General features: G+C 48.2%; 17 protein-coding genes. 12 read left to right on the top strand and 5 right to left on the bottom strand.

Going from position 1 to position 19,682, the window contains the following annotated elements:
- Positions 1-15: 15 nt before the first annotated feature.
- Positions 16-249 carry a GTP-binding protein LepA gene (locus tag ACT6NU_RS06280; protein WP_445383610.1) on the top strand — a complete coding sequence of 78 codons (234 nt, stop codon included), beginning with the start codon at positions 16-18 and terminating at the stop codon, positions 247-249.
- 14 nt (positions 250-263) lie between these two features.
- On the opposite strand, the gene ACT6NU_RS06275 is transcribed toward ACT6NU_RS06280, so the two are convergent.
- Entirely contained in the window at positions 264-2,132 is a 1,869-nt protein-coding gene (locus tag ACT6NU_RS06275) for a cation:proton antiporter (protein WP_445383609.1), read from the bottom strand.
- Positions 2,133-2,305: 173 nt separating this feature from the next.
- On the opposite strand from ACT6NU_RS06275, the gene ACT6NU_RS06270 reads away from it, so the two are divergent.
- The 4 genes from ACT6NU_RS06270 to ACT6NU_RS06255 are packed head-to-tail and all read left to right on the top strand — an operon-like array spanning position 2,306 to position 7,543.
- The gene (locus tag ACT6NU_RS06270) at positions 2,306-3,160 is read left to right on the top strand and encodes an MBL fold metallo-hydrolase (RefSeq protein ID WP_445383608.1); all 855 of its coding nucleotides are present in this window, start codon (positions 2,306-2,308) and stop codon (positions 3,158-3,160) included.
- Positions 3,150-4,025, top strand: coding sequence for an SMP-30/gluconolactonase/LRE family protein (locus tag ACT6NU_RS06265; protein WP_445383607.1), 876 nt, complete (start codon positions 3,150-3,152; stop codon positions 4,023-4,025). Before ACT6NU_RS06270 ends, ACT6NU_RS06265 begins: the two co-directional genes overlap by 11 nt.
- A gap of 20 nt (positions 4,026-4,045) precedes the next feature.
- A complete protein-coding gene (locus ACT6NU_RS06260) occupies positions 4,046-5,689 on the top strand; it encodes a S8 family serine peptidase (RefSeq protein WP_445383606.1) in 1,644 nt (547 codons plus the stop codon).
- Positions 5,690-5,695: 6 nt separating this feature from the next.
- Positions 5,696-7,543 carry a M1 family metallopeptidase gene (locus ACT6NU_RS06255; protein WP_445383605.1) on the top strand — a complete coding sequence of 616 codons (1,848 nt, stop codon included), beginning with the start codon at positions 5,696-5,698 and terminating at the stop codon, positions 7,541-7,543.
- A gap of 3 nt (positions 7,544-7,546) precedes the next feature.
- Here the strand turns inward: ACT6NU_RS06255 and ACT6NU_RS06250 are convergent, their stop codons facing one another.
- Positions 7,547-8,749: a succinylglutamate desuccinylase/aspartoacylase family protein gene (locus ACT6NU_RS06250; protein ID WP_445383604.1), complete on the bottom strand. Its 1,203-nt coding sequence runs from the start codon at positions 8,747-8,749 to the stop codon at positions 7,547-7,549.
- A 10-nt stretch (positions 8,750-8,759) separates the two neighbouring features.
- Complete coding sequence (locus ACT6NU_RS06245; RefSeq protein WP_445383603.1) at positions 8,760-10,619, bottom strand: CBS domain-containing protein; 1,860 nt, start codon at positions 10,617-10,619, stop codon at positions 8,760-8,762.
- Positions 10,620-10,744: 125 nt separating this feature from the next.
- On the opposite strand from ACT6NU_RS06245, the gene rnpA reads away from it, so the two are divergent.
- The 7 genes from rnpA (at position 10,745) to ACT6NU_RS06210 (ending at position 18,300) form a co-directional block, all read left to right on the top strand.
- Positions 10,745-11,131: a ribonuclease P protein component gene (rnpA, locus tag ACT6NU_RS06240; protein ID WP_445383602.1), complete on the top strand. Its 387-nt coding sequence runs from the start codon at positions 10,745-10,747 to the stop codon at positions 11,129-11,131.
- Positions 11,109-12,737, top strand: coding sequence for a S41 family peptidase (locus tag ACT6NU_RS06235; protein ID WP_445383601.1), 1,629 nt, complete (start codon positions 11,109-11,111; stop codon positions 12,735-12,737). Before rnpA ends, ACT6NU_RS06235 begins: the two co-directional genes overlap by 23 nt.
- A gap of 6 nt (positions 12,738-12,743) precedes the next feature.
- On the top strand, positions 12,744-13,721 hold the full coding sequence (locus ACT6NU_RS06230; RefSeq protein WP_445383600.1) for an MBL fold metallo-hydrolase: 978 nt from the start codon (positions 12,744-12,746) through the stop codon (positions 13,719-13,721).
- The gene (locus ACT6NU_RS06225) at positions 13,722-14,588 is read left to right on the top strand and encodes a fructosamine kinase family protein (protein ID WP_445383599.1); all 867 of its coding nucleotides are present in this window, start codon (positions 13,722-13,724) and stop codon (positions 14,586-14,588) included. It abuts the gene before it with no gap.
- Between the two features lie 55 nt (positions 14,589-14,643).
- On the top strand, positions 14,644-16,782 hold the full coding sequence (locus ACT6NU_RS06220; protein ID WP_445383598.1) for a pyrroloquinoline quinone-dependent dehydrogenase: 2,139 nt from the start codon (positions 14,644-14,646) through the stop codon (positions 16,780-16,782).
- The gene (locus tag ACT6NU_RS06215) at positions 16,772-17,839 is read left to right on the top strand and encodes a Gfo/Idh/MocA family protein (protein ID WP_445383597.1); all 1,068 of its coding nucleotides are present in this window, start codon (positions 16,772-16,774) and stop codon (positions 17,837-17,839) included. The genes ACT6NU_RS06220 and ACT6NU_RS06215 overlap by 11 nt, the downstream gene beginning before the upstream one ends.
- A gap of 83 nt (positions 17,840-17,922) precedes the next feature.
- Positions 17,923-18,300, top strand: a complete 378-nt coding sequence (locus ACT6NU_RS06210; protein ID WP_445383596.1) for a hypothetical protein — start codon at positions 17,923-17,925, stop codon at positions 18,298-18,300.
- On the opposite strand, the gene ACT6NU_RS06205 is transcribed toward ACT6NU_RS06210, so the two are convergent.
- Together ACT6NU_RS06205 and ACT6NU_RS06200 are read right to left on the bottom strand one after the other, a co-directional pair.
- Positions 18,297-18,743, bottom strand: a complete 447-nt coding sequence (locus tag ACT6NU_RS06205) for a GNAT family N-acetyltransferase (protein ID WP_445383595.1) — start codon at positions 18,741-18,743, stop codon at positions 18,297-18,299. The genes ACT6NU_RS06210 and ACT6NU_RS06205 overlap by 4 nt on opposite strands.
- Positions 18,744-19,646, bottom strand: a complete 903-nt coding sequence (locus tag ACT6NU_RS06200) for a cation diffusion facilitator family transporter (protein ID WP_445383594.1) — start codon at positions 19,644-19,646, stop codon at positions 18,744-18,746.
- Between the last annotated feature and the right edge of the window lie 36 nt (positions 19,647-19,682).

Below are 19,682 nucleotides of genomic sequence, written 5' to 3'. Positions count from 1 at the left end.
TTTTAAGCCCCCTGCATGACTACCTACATAGCCCATTTTACAGCCTCCCATAAAATTATTCTTGTAAAGCAGAACTCCGTATTTACCTGGCAGCAGGAAGGGGGCGAAGTAGATCTGGAACTCCTGGAAGGAAAGATAAAGCGCGAATCTTCCGTACATTTCTACAAGCTACTGGCCCTGGATACTTTTAAAGTAGCTCCGGAAGATATTCAGGTAGATATTCGTAAGACCCAGCCTTTTTACGGATAATCCTTGTTATGGAGTTAGTCGCTCTCGGTTATCATTACTGATTCTTCCTCATCTTCCACATCCAGGTCAAACATTTTTCCCAGGTAAACCAGCTTAAAGCCTTCCCTTATTTCCTGAACCTTATTGGAAAAAGAGCCAATAATTTCGAGTGACCCGCTGGGAGTTTTAATAAAGAGCGGAATTATATCATCATCTTTTTTGGTGAGTTCTATCAGCCCGTGGTAATGCTCTTCACTGGTGAGTTCTATTTCGTGGATGGCCGGATATTTCCGGGTAGCCTCCATTAGTTTGATAAAATCATCCGTGTGTGAGAAGAGCCCTTCCTCGGGGTTGTTCTCCGGATCAGCCATTTCATCGCTGCTCACAATACGGAAGGAGCCATTTTCACCAAACTCAGACCTGAATTTTTCAATGGCGTAGGTGTTGATGTCCGAATTAGCAGTAAGGGCCATCAGGTATCCCACATCGTTCAATTCGATATTATCCGTGAGGTTGTCTGAGTAGATATTTGCCGTGAGTGCCTCCAGCCCGAGGTTTTTAGCCTTTTCTACATTGGAGCGGTTGTTGTCTATGAGTACCACGTGGCGGTTATTGCGCTGCAGGTATCTTCCGATTAGCCTGGAGACTTTGGAAGCCCCCACGATCAGGATACCTTCAGATTTGTTGAGGAATACCCCAACCAATTTGGCGAAGAGCCGTGCGGTAGTGGCGTTCAGCAGGACCGTTCCAAGCACGATAGTAAAGACCAGGGGAGTGATGATTTCCGCCCCGGGTTCCCCTTTGGCAATAAGTTTGGAGCCGAAAAGTGACGCGATCCCAGCCGCTACAATCCCCCTGGGCCCAACCCAGCCAATAAAGAGTTTTTCATTGAGTTTCAGGTTGGATTTATACGCGCTCAGAAACACCGCCGCCGGGCGGATCGCAAAAACGACAATCGCAAAAAGGATGGCGGTATCCCAGTTATAGATCAGTTTTACATCCTCCAGATTGATATTCGCTGCCAGCAGTATAAAAAGGATGGAAATCAGCAGTACACTCAGGGATTCTTTAAAATATAGCAGTTCCTTGATATTGGGCAGGTTCATGTTTCCCAGTACCATCCCCATCACCACTACTGCCAGCAGGCCCGATTCATGGGCAAAGATGTCGGATTCTATAAAGACCAGCAGCACCACCGAAAGTGAAACGACATTGAGCAGGTAGTGCGGGATAAAGTTTCTTTTGATGGCAAAGGCCAGGGCGTGGGCAAAAGTAAAACCGAAGGTGGTCCCGAACAGCAGTATCTTCCCGAATTCGATAAGGGCCGTTTTGGTGTAGGCCTGCCCCTCCCCCACGCTGATAAATTCAAATACCAGTACGGCTACCAATGCCCCGATGGGGTCAATAAGGATGCCTTCCCATTTCAGGACGGCGGAAACGTCTTTTTTTAAGGGGATATTCCGAAGAATTGGTGTAATTACCGTGGGTCCGGTTACAATGATCAGGCCACTGAAGAGGAAAGAAATCTGCCAGCTGAGGTCCATGACGTAATGAGCGGCAATGCCCCCTCCGATAAAGGTGGTAAGCGTCCCCAGGGTTATCAGTTTGGTAATGATGGGGCCAACATTGGCAATTTCGGAACGCTTCAGCGTAAGCCCGCCTTCAAAAAGGATGATACTGATCGCCAGGGAAACAAAGTAATAAAGGCCATCCCCCGGGAAAAGCCCCTTCTTGCCATTCCAGATTGGTTCAATAAGCTTGGCCCCGTCTGCCGTGTATAAAGTGGAAACAGGCCCTACCAGCAAGCCGATGAGAATGAGCGGCAGGATTGCCGGGAGCTTGAGCCGCCAGGCCACCCATTGGGCTACGATTCCCAGTATTACAATCATGGCTAATTCTATCATAGGGCTCAGCTTGGTGATTCCACCAAAAATAACGAATATCCTCAGTTCTCCTAATCCGCGGCCAAATATTGTTGTTACGCCCTTTCTGCTCAAGGACATATTGCTGTTCAGAATTTGTTAAAATCCCTGTTAATCCTTCCGGCGCTTTCAGAAACCATTGTATTTTTACCCTGATGAGGCTTTACCCAATAGAATGCGGAAACTTCAAGCTCGATGGCGGGGCCATGTTCGGGGTGGTTCCCAAATCGCTCTGGAACCGGACCAATCCGGCCGATTCGAATAACATGATAGATATAGCCGCCAGGTGCCTCCTCATTGAAAATGGCAACAGGCTAGTGCTGATCGATACAGGCCTGGGTGACAAGCAATCCGAAAAATTCTTCAGCTACTATTACCGCTGGGGGGAACACAGCCTGGATAAATCCCTGAAAGCTGCAGGTTTCCATAGGGACGACATTACCGATGTTTTTATGACCCACCTGCATTTTGACCATTGCGGGGGCAGTATACAGTGGAACAAAGACCAGACGGGATACGAGCCGGCCTTTAAAAATGCGCAGTTCTGGACCAATGAAGCCCACTGGCAGTGGGCCATACAGCCCAACGCACGCGAAAAAGCATCCTTCCTCAAAGAAAACCTCCTGCCCATGGAAGAATCGGGGCAACTGCGGTTCCTGGATCGTAATGCAGGATCCTGGCAGGAACAGACGGAACTGGGTTTTGGCGTATTGTATGTAGACGGGCACACAGACAAGCAGATGATTCCCCATGTTTCATACAAAGGACATACCCTGGTATTTATGGCGGACCTGCTGCCCACGGTGGGCCATATCCCCCTGCCCTATGTTATGGGGTATGATACCCGCCCCTTGCTCACTTTAAAAGAAAAGGATGCGTTCTTAAAGCGGGCTGCCGATGAAAAATTTATCCTCTTTTTTGAACATGACGCCCACAACCAGTGTGCGCTGCTAAAGCATACCGAAAAAGGGGTTCGCCTTGATAAAACCTTCTCTTTTAATGAACTGTAACGGGTTTTTTGTCGCTTGTGCCCTGGCCGGAACGCTGCTGGCTTCCTGTGGGCCGGATAGTTCAGACCTGCTCCCGGAGCATACCTTCACCGCAGGAATCGAAGGACCGGCAACCGACGCTTCCGGAAATATATATGCTGTTAATTTTCAGGAGGAAGGTACCGTAGGGAAGGTCAGCCCGGATGGAAGGGCCGAGTTATTTCTGCGCCTGCCTGAAGAAAGCACGGGCAATGGCATACAGTTTGACAGGGAGGGAAATATGTTTATTGCCGATTACACGGCCCATCGGGTGTATCGGGTGCCCAAAGGGAGCAGGCTGCCCGAAATATGGGTAGCGCACCCGGAGATGAACCAGCCTAACGACCTCTGCATACATCCCAACGGAAGCATTTACCTGAGCGACCCGAATTGGAAAGAAGGCAGCGGAAAGCTCTGGAGGGTTATGCCAGACCGCAGCATTGCGGTTTTGGAAACCGGAATGGGTACCACCAACGGAATCACCCTGAGCCCGGACAGCCATTACCTCTATGTGAATGAGTCTGCACAACGCAAAATATGGCGGTATACCCTTTCGGACAGCGGAGACCTGCTCAAAAAAGAGCTTTTTGCCTCCTTTGAAGATTACGGCCTTGACGGTATGCGATGTGACAGCCGGGGAAATCTGTACGTTGCGCGTTATGACAAGGGCAGCCTCTTGGTGCTCAATCCGGAGGGAAAATTGTTAAAGGAATACTTTTTGAAGGGTAAAAAGCCCAGCAATCTTACCTTTGCGGGCCGGGACGGAACCCTTTGCTTTATAACAATGGCGGACCGGGGTTGTTTTGAAGTGATAAGTGCCCCTTTTCCCGGAGCAAATTTTAATTGAATTAAATGGATAACTTTTATATGAAAAATCTTCTTAGAAAACCTACTGTCCTGCTGTGGGCGGTAGCCATCACCCTTAGCGGCTGTGGATCCACACAATTGGTAAGCACCCCCATGGAAAAAATAGACACTGTTCCCCTGAAGGTGTCGGAATTAAGTGAAGCGCAGTCGCAGCGCTGGGGGCATGCAGATCTGATTCTGGACACCATTCCGGGAATGAGCGTAGACCGCACCTATTCCGAACTCATAGGGAATAAAAAGGGAAAAGAGGTAATTGTAGCAGTCCTTGATTCCGGGATTGACCTTGACCATGAAGACCTGGATGGAGTACTTTGGACCAATGAGGATGAAAAGGCAGGAAATGGAATAGATGATGACAATAATGGCTATATAGACGATGTACACGGTTACAATTTCCTGGGCGAATCCGTTTATGAGCAACTTGAACACGCCCGAATCCTCAGATTAAAATTAGGGGATGCCGCCTTACAGGCCCGTGCCAAGAGCAAACTGGAGGAACAGCTTAACGAAGCCAGCTCGAATCTGCAGCGCTATCAACAAATTCTGCAGGCTGTGCAGAATGCAGATGCCGCTGTTAAGGCCCATTTAGATTCAGAGAATTACACCAAAGAGGACGTAAACAGCATTAAGACCACAGATGCCGAACTGCTACAGCACCAGGCGGTATTAAAACAGATGTATAGCTTCGATGACAGCATTGATGAAATTATCAAACAGCTCAAAGAAGGCGTTACCTATTTTAACGAAAGGGTTAAGTACCACCTGAACGTAGATTTTAATGGCCGCAACCCGGTAGGGGATAATCCTTACGAACTCAACGACAGGGGTTATGGGAATGGTAACCCGAAAAACCGGGTGAAGGATGAATCGCATGGTACCCACGTGGCCGGGATCATAGCCGCCGAAAGGGGCAATAAATTAGGGGTAGACGGCATAGCAAATAATGTGGCCATTATGAGCATCCGTGCGGTACCTAACGGAGATGAATACGATAAGGATATTGCATTGGGTATCCGCTATGCAGTTGATAATGGGGCACGGATAATCAATGCCAGTTTTGGTAAATCTTTTTCCCCCAATGCAGAATGGGTTTATGAAGCCATAAAATACGCAGCCCAGAACGATGTGCTGATCGTTCACGCGGCAGGTAACGATGCCCTGGACCTGGATGATCCTAAAAATGAGAATTATCCGAATGACCAGTTGGGGATTGAACCCGAGTTTGCCAATAATGTTCTGACGGTAGGGTCCCTGGATCCGGAATACGGGTCAGAGATAATCTCCTCTTTTTCAAATTACGGGACCAGCAATGTAGACATCTTTGCTCCGGGAGGAGAAATCTATTCAACCATGCCGGGCAATGAATACACCTTTCAGGGGGGCACCTCCATGGCAGCACCTGCAGTGAGCGGCCTGGCTGCCCTTATCTGGGGCAGGCACCCCAAGTTATCTGCTTCCCAGGTCAAACAAATCATTATGCAGTCCGGGCTTCCGCTGAAAACACCTGTGATCCTGGGTGGATCCCAGGAAAATTCAAGGGATTTTGCCACAGCCTCCAAATCGGGAAAAATTGCAAATGCTTATAACGCGCTTATCCTGTCCGACAGAGTTGCGGCCGGGACAGTTGAATTATCTAAAAAATAAGAAGACATGAAATACCTGTTTTATCTTTTAATGGGAACCGGTCTCTTGCAGGCACAGGGGAACCAGGCATATTGGCAGCAACATGTGGATTATCAGATGGAAGTTGCTATGGACGTGGAGACCTACCGCTACACCGGGACCCAGAAACTGACCTATACCAACAATTCTCCGGATTCCCTGAACAGGGTTTTCTACCATATGTATTTCAACGCTTTTCAACCAGGTAGTGAAATGGATCTGCGCTTGCAGTCTATTGAGGACCCTGACGGCAGGATGATAGCTAATGGGCAAAGCCGTATAGCCAGTCTGCAGCCAAACGAAATCGGGTACCTGAGAGCATCAAAACTGATGCAGGACGGAACGCCTGTTTCCTATGAGCTGGAGGGGACTGTCCTGGTTGTTTCCCTGGCGAAACCCATCCCCCCGGCATCCAGCAGTGTTTTTGAAATGGAATTTGAAGGGCAGGTCCCGTTGCAAATCAGAAGATCTGGCCGCGATAACAGGGAGGGTGTTGCCTTATCCATGAGCCAGTGGTACCCAAAAATGGCTGAATACGACTTCGAAGGCTGGCATGCCCATCCGTATATTGCCCGGGAATTCCACGGGGTCTGGGGAGATTTTGACCTGAAACTCACTATTGATAAAAACTATGTGGTCGGCGGTACGGGTTACCTGCAAAACGCGGCTGAGATAGGGCATGGATACCAGGCGCCCGGAACAAAAGTTAAGCGCTCAAAAGGTAAAACCCTTACCTGGCATTTTAAGGCTCCCATGGTACATGACTTTATGTGGGCGGCAGATCCTGAATATCGCCACGACACCCTCAGGGTAGCCAATGGCCCGCTTTTACACTTTTTTTATAAGGATAAGCCGGAGCTGGAAGAAAACTGGAAAAAGCTACAGCCTAAAACGGCTGAAGCCATGGAGTTCTTCAGCCGCAATGTAGGTGCTTACCCTTATGAACAATACTCAGTAATACAGGGTGGTGACGGGGGAATGGAATATCCCATGAGTACTCTCATTACCGGAGAACGCAGTTTTGGAAGCCTGGTAGGGGTGATGGTCCATGAACTGGCCCATTCCTGGTTCCAGCACTTGTTGGCTACCAACGAATCCAAACACGAGTGGATGGATGAGGGCTTTACTTCCTTTGTCTCTGCCCTGTGTATGAATAAGATTATGGACCAGCAAAAATCCAACCCATTTGAAGGCTCCTACAGGGGATATTACCGCCTGGTCGAATCGGGAAGGGAGCAGCCGCTAACCACCCATGCAGACCGTTATGATTTTAATTCCGGTTACGGGACTTCTGCATATAGTAAGGGTGCTGTATTTCTGGCACAGCTGGGTTATGTAATCGGACAGGACAAGCTGATGGAGAGCCTGCGGAAATACTTCCAGGACTTTAAATTTAAGCACCCCACCCCCAATGACATCAAACGAAGTGCCGAGAAGGTATCCGGATTGGAACTGGACTGGTACCTGACTGATTTTGCCCAGACAACCAACACTATAGATTACGGGATTCGGTCGGTATCAGCCGGCGGAAATAACAAAACTGCTATTGAGCTGGAACGCATCGGACTAATGCCCATGCCAATAGACCTCCTGGTGGTATATAAGGACGGAAGCCGGAAATTGCTGTATATGCCGCTGCGGATGATGCGGGGCGAAAAAGGCAACCCATACCCCGGAATTGAGCGGAAGGTCCTCGAAGACTGGCCCTGGGCACAGCCCAGCTATACCATTGAGGTGGACGCGCCTGTAGACCAGATACAGGCCATTGTGATTGATCCCTCCCAGCTTATGGCCGATGTGGATCTTTCAAACAACCTCTGGCAGGCATCCGAATAGGCCTCAGGCCTTATTGCGGTACCACCGGGTGGTGGAGTAGTCTGAATTTCTCGCATTGCGTTCCCGGTTGCTCAGTATCAGGTGGGTCTCATCTGCCTGCTTGCTCCGGTATCCCAGTAAATGGAATATTTGCTTGCTGAAGAAGCGGGCGATTCGCAGGTTAACCCTGATTTTGTCACCACCCGGGTCCTGCCAGCGAATCCCGGGTAACCAGTGGAGAAAATCCTGGAACCTCCTTTTTCGAAGCCAGGCTGAAAATTTCAGTGCCCAGGCCGGAATGGGACGGATCAGGAAAAAGCCTTCTTCCCCCTGCTCCTGGTAAAGCGGCATAAATATCATTCCGTCTTTTGGCATGTGAATGTCTCCCGCTTTACTTTTAGCCAGGACCTCACCTTTCTTTACCTTTTGAAAACTGGCAAAGCCATTTTCCATGCAAAAGTCATGTGTCCGGTCCAACAAATGCCGGTGGTATACCTCGTAAAAAGTGCGGTTGCCACCACTTGCTTTTTTCAGGTGTTCAATTTCCTCCTTTAGGAAGGGCACCTCAGAATCCTCCAGCAAACCGCTGTATACAAGTGTTTGCCAGATAAACGCCCGGGCATTCACCACGGCCCCGGGGTCCTGGTGCTGTCCGGATTCAAACCCCAGTGAAACATACCCCAGCTCATTGATATAACTTAACAAGGGCCCCTCAAGGAATTCTTCGATCCCGAGTATTACAGGAACCGGAAACAGCCTTGAAAACTTCCTGTTGATCATCGCATCATTGATGGTGATAAAAGGAAGGGTGGGGCTGGAAGTAGTATGTAAGTCTATAAAATAAAAGGGTGGGCTGTTTCGCTTTAAAATGGAAAAAAGGAGCTCTCTGAGTTCCAGGGCTTCTGCCTCCTCATGCTCAAGATCCTCAGGAAGTTTCAGGAGGATGTGAGATAAATTTGGTTTGGTCCACAATCGATTCAGGTCTGATTTTAAAAACCTCTTGTTAGCTCGTAGGGCAGCAGGATTACCGCGTATACCTATAAAAGAACCCCGGATTGGAGGTGTGTCGGCAGCATTAAGCTGTTTAAAAACCTCATCGAGTGCTTTAACCCCCGCAGGCTCATTTCCGTGAATTCCACCAAATACAATAAGGGTCGGGCCTTCTTTTGAAGTCCCCGTCTTTCCGATAAGCCGGCTTGTTGTCGTTACCGGCAGGCTTTCTTGCACTGTAATATTGCTATTTGTCAAAGTCATTCAATGTTAGGATCCCAACCAGGGTATTACCTTGCAAAACCGGCAGGCAACTGATTTTTAATTCTTTCATTTGTTTTTTTGCCTCAGCAGCCCGGGTCTCGCCTTTGGTGGTAAGCACCAGTTTTTTCATCATTGCCCGGATGCTTGTATCGTATATGCTTTCTGTATCGGCAATCCCGGATACGTCTTTCCAGCTAAGCAAGCCTGAAAATTCATTGTCCGAATTGAGGATAGGCAGATGGTGGATACGGTTCCATTTCATTAAATGAACCACCAGGGCTGCGCTGTCTTCTTCCTGTGCCGTAATAATACGAGTGCTCATCAGGTCCCTCACTTGAGGATCGTTCTGGCTTAGCTTTTGCTGATTCCCGCTTACGGGCTTCCAGGCATCTACAGGATACCCTTTATAAGAACGTTCAAAAAGATTGGCGGTCAACTCCTTAAGTGCATCCGGAATATTATGTTGTTTTCTCAGGTTCCTGTAAGATTGTACCATCCAGTCCGAACCATTCTGATTGAAGATACGATTTTCAATGATGCCGAGATAGCGCTCAATATCTGCGGTATCAACACGCAAATTGCGCAATCCCTTATAGGCTATGGGCAGGAAGAACTCCAGTAGCAATTCCCGGGCCGGGACAACCTTCCCGTCCCAATGGAACTGGGCCCCCATTCCATATCGGGCAGCGCTGAAAAAATTGTGTTTGGCATCCCTGAAATCCATTTTTGTATGGATCTGATCCCATTTCCTGGGTTTCCCCTGCATCACCCCTACCCAAAACATCAGATTGGCGATCTCATCCGAAGTGGTAGGCCCTGATGGCAGATAACGGTTTTCGATTCGCAGGTGCGGTTTCCCCTTGCCACTGCCGTAACAGAGACGATTCCAGGGATAGACGGTACCATTGTGAAGATTAAGGGCAGATAACTTGGGCGTGCTACCCTTCTGCAACTGTTGCCAGCTGTCCTCCTTATCGAAATCTGCAGTGATGAGGCTTCTGAAGCGAACAATTGATTGCTTAAAAAAATCGGCCGCGCTGCCACTTGCCCAGGCACTGCCAAAACCTACCCGGGGTTCCCGTTCATTGAGCAGAAAAGTGCTCTTACGCGTATCCACGCTCTGGGTAAATAGCGCAATCCGGCTTTCCGCCCATAATTCCCGCCCCATCAGCATGGGAGAATTAGTGCAAATACTCAGGATTGGACCAGCTATGGCCTGGGCCCAGTTGTATGTGTCGGCAAACGTCTCCGGATTGATCTGCAAATGGGCCTGGAAGCTGGTATTGCAGCCTTCGTACATAATAGAGTCATGGTGCAGGTTAACCTCGTCTACCCCGCGGATATGCAATTCTACCTCTGCCCCCCTGATAGCCTTAATTGCCTGATTAAGAACCTTGTACCGTTTGGCCGGGGTCATATAGTCTTCGCCCATGTGTTCCGTGCGAATCGTTGGCAGTATTCCGGTAATGATGATTTTGTTCCGATATGCATCGGCAGCTTCCTGCGCCCGGTCCAGCAAAGCGTTCAGTTGCCTGTGCATTTGCGAAAAACAGCTGCCTTCCAGCCTGAGAGGGTCCAGGTTTATTTCCAGGTTGTAGCAAGTCAGTTCATTTGTAAAATGCCTTTCGTTTATTTCCTTCAGGATTTCGGGAGCCTGATTGGAGGGTTCCCAATCTTCGTTTACGAGGCAAAACTCCTGTTCTGCCCCAATATGGATGGCCTCTTTCTCGAAAACCTGCTCCTTTAGCATGGTCTCCAGCGTTTTAATATCCGTCAGTAATTGTTTGATGTATTCTGCCCTTTCGGCACTGGTGTTAAGGGGCTTGACGCTTAAAATTCCCATAAGAATCCAAGATTTAACCCGTCTGTCTGGGTATGGTTGATTCAGGCAAGTTACAGCTTGAAGACAGGGTTTTATATGATAATTATCAGCCTGCCCTAACCGGAATATTTTGGTACTTTTGAAGCATGGTTACTTTCCGCTTTCCCAAATCAGAAAGGTTGTCCGGCAAAAAACGCTGGGAATCGCTTTTTAGGGAGGGCAAGCAGTTAAAGGCGTTTCCGCTGAGCCTCTATTACCAGCCCTTAGAAAAATCTGCCACCCCGGGTATGCGCGCCGGTTTTGCAGTACCGAAAAGGTCCGTAAAAAAAGCAACAGACCGAAATCGCATCAAAAGACACCTCCGGGAAGCCTATAGGACCCAAAAGCCTCAATTTTTTAACAATACTGAAGGAAGCTATGCGTTGGTATTTTTATACCTTGGAAAAAAGCTTCCGGAATACCATCAATTAGAAAAGGCTGTTTACCAGCTGTTGCAAAAGTTCTGTTCAAATGAAAAAATACATCAAAACTAAAGTCTTTATCCCTCTGATCGCCGTTGCGGTCTTGCTTACGGCCTCTGGCTTTAAGAGCGATTTTTTCGAAATCGCCAAACAAATAGAAATCTTTACGACCCTGTTCAAAGAACTCAACATGAACTACGTGGATGAGACCAACCCCGCTGAATTAATGGATACGGCCATCAAGAACATGTTAGAAGACCTGGACCCTTATACGCAGTTTCTAAACGAACAGGATGTTGAGGCATATAAGATCAACAATGCCGGGGAATATTCCGGCATTGGTGCGCTGGTTCGCTCCTATGAAAATAAATTGCTGATTGTGGAGCCCTATAAGGGTTATCCGGCCGATAAGGCCGGCTTAAAGGCAGGGGATGAAATCATCATGATAGGGGATATTTCCGTAGCCGATTTCAAGGATGACGCGGCAGACCTGCTTAAGGGTGCGAACAATTCTGATGTTCAGGTAACCTTCCGAAGACAGGGGAAAATCAATACGGCAACCATTCAGCGGGATGCCATTGAAATCGATGCGGTGCCTTTCTACAAAATGGCTGATGACAAAACTGGCTATATAGTGCTTTCCCGGTTTAATGCAAAGGCTTCAGACCAAACCAAAAACGCCATTCTGGAGCTAAAAGACCAGGGGGCCGAACGCCTGATTCTGGATTTGAGGAACAATCCGGGAGGGCTGCTTTCCGAAGCCATAAACGTAACCAACCTATTTGTCCCTAAAGGAGAATTGATAGTAACTACCAAGTCCAAGGTGAAAAAATTCAACCAGGAATACCGAACCCGCGGAAATGCGGTTGACGAAAACATTCCACTGGTTGTACTGGTAAACGGCCAGAGCGCCTCGGCCAGTGAGATAGTATCCGGCGGACTTCAGGACCTGGACCGGGCAGTAGTTATAGGAGCCCGTAGTTTTGGGAAGGGTCTGGTTCAAAGGCCTTTGAAACTAACCTACGGCACCCAGCTAAAGGTAACCATCAGCCGGTACTACACGCCTTCCGGACGCTGTATCCAGGCCCTTGATTACTGGAACAGGGATGCTTCCGGAAAGGCCGTTCGCAATACCAGCTTCCAGGAGTTTACAACCCGCAATGGCCGCAAAGTTACAGATGGTGGCGGGGTTATGCCTGATATAGAGATAACGGCCCTGCGCTCCAATGAACTCATAAACGCCCTGGACCGCAACAACCTTATTTTCGATTTTGCCACAAATTATTATTACGGCCATCCGGAAACAACGCCTGCAGGTTTTGGTATGTCGGAGGGCTTGTATAAGGAGTTTATCTCCTTTGTAAGTGAAAGTGATTTTTCCTTCGAAACCAAAACTGAGAAAACGCTGCGGGATGCCCTTACAAATAAGGAAGCCCTGATCTTTACGCCGGAAATAAAAGCTGATTTTGAAAAATTGCTGACCGATATCGACAAGAGCAAACTGAGTGGGCTTAATCGTTATTCCCGTGAGATCGGGAAAAAACTTGAGGATGAAATAGTCAAGCGCTATGCCTATCGGGAGGGGCTCTACGATTACTACCTGAATAATGACGAGGCCATTACTACTTCCCGGGAAGTACTTGCCAACCCCGCAAGCTACCAAAAGATCCTGCAATAGGCGAGTATGAAAACTGCAGGAAGTGCAATTTCGGCTTTTTTTTCTCTGATCCTGTTACTGGGATGTATGGGAACAGAGCGGGAAAAGCCCTCCCCTGCTGCTGTTGCAGAACCATCCCCGTCAGTTGAATTGGTAATCCTCGGGAACCTGCAGGATGGAGGCTCCCCTCATATTGGTTGCAGCAGGGATTGTTGTAAGGTGCTGTGGCAGAATCCTGATGCTTCAAGAAAGGTCGTTTCCCTGGGGCTTATCGACCGAACTACCCGAAAGTCCTATTTGTTTGAGGCCACTCCGGACCTGGGATCACAACTTCAGAAATTGATCCATTATGCGGGTTTCGGGTCTGGCAGACATACAGATGGCATATTCCTGACACATGCCCATATAGGGCATTATTCCGGCCTGATGTTCCTCGGAAGAGAAGCGCTGAATGCTTCCGGGATAGCTGTTTTTGCCATGCCGGGAATGCAAAGGTTCCTAAGGGAAAACGGCCCCTGGAATCAGCTGGTGGAATTAGAAAATATCGTGTTGCAGCCTCTGTACAACCAGCAACCCCAGCTGCTCTCTGATGAATTAATGGTAATCCCCTTCCGGGTACCGCATCGGGATGAATACTCCGAAACGGTTGGTTTTGAAATCAGGGGCCCGCAAAAAAGCCTGCTATTTATCCCGGATATCGATAAGTGGGATCGCTGGGAGGTCTCCATTGCGGAAAAACTGAAAAGTGTTGACCTGGCTTTCGTAGATGCCACCTTTTACGATGCTGCAGAATTGGGATATCGGGACATGGCTGAAATCCCCCATCCTTTTGTGGTGGAATCCCGCAAACTTCTGGATGGATTGCCTGCTGCAGAGCGAGATAAAATCCATTTCATCCACTTTAACCACACCAATCCGTTACTGGACCCCCAAAGCAGCGCCTCCAGAACCATTGAGGCTGCAGGTTACCACATCGCCCGCGAGGGACAAAAGTTTGCTTTGTAAATGGGCGGCACTTCCCTCTTGGAGCATATCGGCACTTGCTTTGGTATAAAAATCAAAAGTGCCATCCGGCTCGGTGGCGGAGATATTGCAGAAGCCCTGCAGTTAAAAACAGAGAAGGGAGACCTTTTTGCCAAGGTGCTTAAAGGGGGAAATGCCTTTAAAGTGCTGGATGCGGAACAGGAAGGCCTGCAAGCCATTGGCGGGCTCAATTGCCTTCCGGTTCCCGAAGTACTGGGCTGTTCCCGTATTCCAAATGGAGCGGTGCTGCTGCTGGAATATCTGAAGCCCGATCCCCCTCCCGGAGACTTCCGTTCCTTTGGCAGGGACCTGGCCCGTATGCACAATCAACGTCAGCCTGGTTTTGGATGGGCCAGGCCCAATTTTATCGGATCCCTGCCCCAGCAAAATAATTCGCACCCCAATTGGGCCTCCTTTTACGTCTTTGAAAGACTGCTGCCACAATATCAGCTGGCACTTAAAAAAGGATTGTTTCAAAATGCATGGGTTGCTGAGGCAGATATTTTACTGGATGCCATTGCGGATATGACGCCTCTGTTGGAACCCTCTTTATTGCACGGAGACCTTTGGGGTGGGAACTATCAGTATTCCGGAGGTCGATTTTTTCTTATAGACCCTGCTGTTTATTGCGGGCATGCCGAGGTAGACCTGGCCATGAGCCGACTTTTCGGTGGTTTTCCGGAGAGTTTCTACCAGGGGTATTACAGCCTGAGACCCCAACAGCAGGGATGGGAAAAAAGGCAGCAGCTCTACCAGTTGTACTACCTGCTGGTACACCTCAACCTTTTCGGATCCGGATATCTTTCGGCGGTACGCCAAAGCAGCAGGGATTTGTTCTCAACGGGTTAATTCCTTCCATAAATTTGCTTTGAATTCGCTACTTTTAAGTGGTAAACCCACCGCCATGCGCATTTTTAGTCCTGGGTATGTTTTTTGCCTCGTCCTTGTTTATTTGGTTTTTGGATGCGAGCCCGAAAAGGGGCCTATTAATCCGGATTCTTATATAGGGTGGGCCCATTACCTGGGGGATCCCGGAAGAACTCACTACAGCTCCCTGGCGGCCTTTAGCCCCGATAATATTACTCAGCTCGAAGTTGCCTGGGAATATGAAGCCCCGGATACCGGACAAATGCAGATGAATCCCATAATTGTAGATTCTATCTTATATGGCATTAGCGCTGCAATGCGGCCATTTGCCATAAATGCCAGAACCGGAAAGGAACTGTGGGTCTTTGGCGACAGCCTGAATGCCTGGTATGCCACCAGCAGGGGGGTCAGTTATTGGGAAAAGGGTGAAGACCGGCGTATTTACTATACCATTGGGTCGGACTTATGGGCCCTGGATGCCCTTAGCGGAAAGCCGGTAGATTCTTTTGGGGATTCCGGAAAAATCAGCCTGAAATCCGGGTTGCCGGCTGATGCCCTGGATAAATTTGTAACCTCAAGCAGTCCGGGCACCATTTACGGGGACCTTATTATTATGCCCACCCGGGTGGCAGAGGGGGCCGGGGCTGCCCCCGGTGATATTATGGCCTTTGACGTTTTAAGTGGCCGTTTGGCGTGGGTATTCCATACGCTGCCCTCTCCCGGTGAAGCCGGGGCCGATACATGGGAGCTGGAAAATATACGCAACAGTTCTGTCGGAGGAGCTAACAATTGGGCTGGGATGGCCCTGGATGTAGAAAATGAAATTATATATGTCCCAACGGGCTCCGCTGCCCCGGACTTCTATGGCGGCAATCGAAAAGGAGCAAATCTTTATTCAAATTGCCTGCTTGCCCTTGATGCCAATACAGGAGAACGGATCTGGCATTACCAGTTTACACATCATGATCTCTGGGACCGGGATCCTCCTGCGCCGCCGAACCTGTTATCTGTTAAAAACAGCCGCGGTGAAGTTGTCCCGGCAGTTGCACAGATAACCAAACAGGGGTATGTCTTCGTGTTTGACCGTTTTACGGGGGAGTCGCTTTTTGAAATTGAAGAGCGTCCGGTCCCGGAATCAGACCTGCAGGGGGAAGCTACCTGGCCTACCCAACCCGTACCGAAAAAACCCCTTCCTTTTGCGCGCCAGGCCGAATCCCTCACCGAACATGATATCAGTCCTTATGCTCCCAATCCCGATGCGCTCAAAGCACTGCTGCGCTCTTCTGATAAAAGGCTATATGCCCCGCCCGGATTGGATCCTGTATTATTATTGCCGGGTTACGATGGGGGTGCAGAATGGGGAGGGGCTGCTGCAGATCCGCAAAACGGCATCCTCTACATTAACTCCAATGAAATGGCCTGGTTCCTCCAGATGTCAGTAGCCGGAAGTGAAGGCGATGGATCTTTAGGAGCCCGCCTTTACAACACCTATTGCCTGGTTTGTCACCAGGCAGACCGCTCAGGGATGCCACAAAGCGGCTTCCCTTCCCTTCAGGGGCTGGAGTTGCGCAAAAGTGCTGAAGAGGTTAGCCTGCTGATCCAACAGGGAAAAGGAATGATGCCTGGTTTTCCACAGATTAAGCCCGAGCAGGAAAAAGCTTTATTGGCTTTCCTCTTTAACACAGAAGAGAGTAAAATGGAAATACAGCTTGCCGATACCAATCTGGCTGAGCCAGAACTACCTTATAAGCACCTGGGGTACCATAAATTCCTGGATGAAAACGGCCGGCCGGCTATTAACCCACCCTGGGGAACGCTACATGCCGTTGATCTTAATTCGGGGGAATATTTATGGTCAGTAACTTTGGGTGACACCCCTGAGCTGAAGGAAAAAGGAGAGGCCCCAACCGGTTCAGAAAACTATGGCGGACCGGTAGTTACAGAAAATGGGCTGCTCTTTATAGCAGCTACAAAAGATGGTTACTTCAGAGCTTTTAACCGTCATAATGGCAAACTACTATGGGAATATAAATTACCGGTTCCGGCTTTTGCAACCCCTGCTATTTATGAGACTGGTGGAAGGCAATTCATCGCCCTAGCCTGTGGGGGTGAAAAGCTGGGGACACCTAAAGGGAATAAAATAATCGCTTTTAGCCTTAAGACAAGTGAAAAATAAGATCCCTGTTATTGTTGTGGGCTGCGGCAATATGGGCAGCAGCCATGCTCTGGCCTACCAGCAACTCCCGGGCTTTGAAATTGCGGCCCTGGTCAGCCGGAGCCCGGAAAGCCGAAACAAACTCTCAAAAAAACTTGGCGGATACCCTACATTTTCCAGCCTGCAGCAGGCCCTTAAACATACCAATGCACAAGCCGTTTCCATCAATACGTATCCGGACAGCCACGGCTCCCTGGTTAAAGAATCCCTGAACGCGGGCTGCCATGTGTTTGTTGAAAAACCCATTGCACTAACTACTGAAGAGGCCTCTGAGCTACTCAGACTGGCAAAAGACAGCGGTTTAAAACTGGTAGTAGGCTATATTCTCCGGGTGCACCCCTCCTGGAGCCGCTTTATTGAACTGGCAAAGACCCTTGGAAAACCTTTGGTCATGCGTATGAACCTGAATCAACAGAGTTCCGGGCCTCAGTGGTACACGCACCGGCAATTGATGCAATCTATGTCACCAATAGTAGATTGCGGGGTTCATTATGTAGACGTAATGTGCCAGATAACCGCTTCCCGACCGGTAAGTGTAAGCGCTATTGGAGCGCGCCTGAGTGACGAAATCGGAGCGGAGATGTACAACTACGGACAATTACAGGTTCGCTTTGAGGACGGCTCCATAGGCTGGTATGAGGCTGGCTGGGGGCCTATGATCAGCGCTAATGCGCATTTCATTAAAGATGTTATGGGGCCCCTGGGGTCTGTTTCAATGGAAGATTTGCAAGAAAAGGCAACAGATGATCTGCAGGGACACACACAGACCGGCGTACTGCGACTGCATAATGCTGCTACAAACGCTCAGGGAGACTTCCTTCATGCAGATAGTCTATTTCCAATGGAGGATGAACCTACTCACCAACAACTTTGTGAGCTGGAACAACAGTTCTTTTACAAGGCCATCAAAAGTGATCTGGATTTATCATCACATCTGACAGATGCTGTCAATAGTTTAAAAATTGTGTTGGCGGCAGACCGTTCCATCCGGGAGGGAAGGACCATTAATCTGGATTAAATAATTGGTTTTTAATTCATTAAATCTATGTTAAACCCCTTTTTGTATTTGCATTTCTCATTTTTTTTCCTATCTTATCAGTTATGATAAAACTAGAAAAACAAGATAATCTGGATGTTCTGGAACGGTCCGTAGAACATCTTCAGTCCCGGGGGTTTGACAATATCAAAGTAGATATGGAGGGTTATGAAACCCCAAAGTCTTACATTAAGAAAAGCACTGGCAATCCTGTTACGCCAGACATAACAGCTACCAAGAATGGTCAGAAGTATTTTTTCGACATCAGCCTGAAATCAGAAAAGCCTGTGATGCTTAAGTCTAAATGGCTTTTTCTCGATACACTGAGTCGTATGAAATCCAACCGCTTCAGGATCATTACATTCAGGGGTCACTACAAATTTACAGATACGCTTTTGGAGGAGCTCAACCTCGGAAACAAAGAACCGATTAAAATTTCCTAATCAGGGGTACGAATCATTTTAATGTGAGGGATATCGTCTTCAAGATAGATATCCCCCTTTTTTTTAAAACCAAGCCCTTCGTAGAATTCAATCAGGTAAGTCTGGGCGGAAATAGCCACATCCTTTTCGCCGAATTCTGATGCCACCGCCTCAAGGGAGGCTTTCATTATTTCCACTCCTTTGCCCTGGCCCCTGTAACCTTGTTGTACGGCTACCCGCCCGATACTGGCCAGCTCCATGTTATCACCTGCCCTGAATATACGGGTGTAGGCTGCCAGTTCTGACCCCTCATACCCCAGAACGTGAACCGCCTTTGTATCTATCCCATCCAGGTCCAGGTAAATACACTGTTGTTCCACCACAAAAATATCGGAACGCAACTGCAAGAGAGCGTATAATTCTTCCACGCTGAGTTCACTAAATGATTTAACCAGTATTTTCATTCAGTCCTGAACAATTAGTTGTTTGCTGTCGCATTTCCCGAATTCCGGTTGGATATTGACATGGTTTATTCCAAATTCATGATATACCTTTTCTTCAATAGCCAGCAAAATAGCATCGAATTGAGATAAGGTTATGTCATCTGCGAAATCAATATGGGCCTCCAGGTGAACTTCATCTTCATTTAACTGCCAAATATGTACATGGTGTACATTCTTAATGGGTTTTATGGTTGCGATACTTTCCACAATTTTCTGAACCTCTATGGTTTCGGGTGTGAAAAGCATCAATACCCGGGTGGAAGATCTGAGCAGGTCATAACCCATATAAACCAAATAAAATGCAATCAGCACTGTTAATAAGGGATCTATCCAGTACAAACCATAGAAATACATAAGTATCCCCCCTGCAAGTACCGCTACTGAAGCCATCATATCTGTAAAAAGATGCAGATAGGCAGATTTCATATTCATATTGCGGTTAGCATCTTTTTTCAAGAGCAGCACACTAAAACCGTTTGCAAGAATCCCTAATAAGGAAAGGCCGATAACGATCTCGGAACCTACTTGTTCCGGACTAATAAGCCGTTCAATGGCTTCTTTGATCAGGAGGATGGCTACTACAATTAGTGTGGCTGAATTAACAAAGGCCGCAATAATCTCAGCCCTTTTATATCCAAAGGTTTTATTGGTAGAAGCTTTTTTTCTTGATAAAATATTAGCTATATAGCTTATAATTAAGGAAATGACATCGCTAAAATTGTGGAGCGCGTCAGATAGTAGCGCCAGACTCCCCGAAAGGATACCTCCAATCACCTGTGCCACAGTAATGACAATATTCAGGATAATGGAGATCAGCAGGTTTTTACCTTTTACCTCACTGGAATGATGGTGGTGATGCCCCATAATATTGTAAAGGCTTTAGTATTGGTAGCTATTAAG

Source organism: Robiginitalea rubriflava (assembly GCF_052540725.1).
The sequence above is the reverse complement of the archived record's forward strand: the minus strand, read 5'-3'. Positions and strand labels throughout refer to the sequence as shown.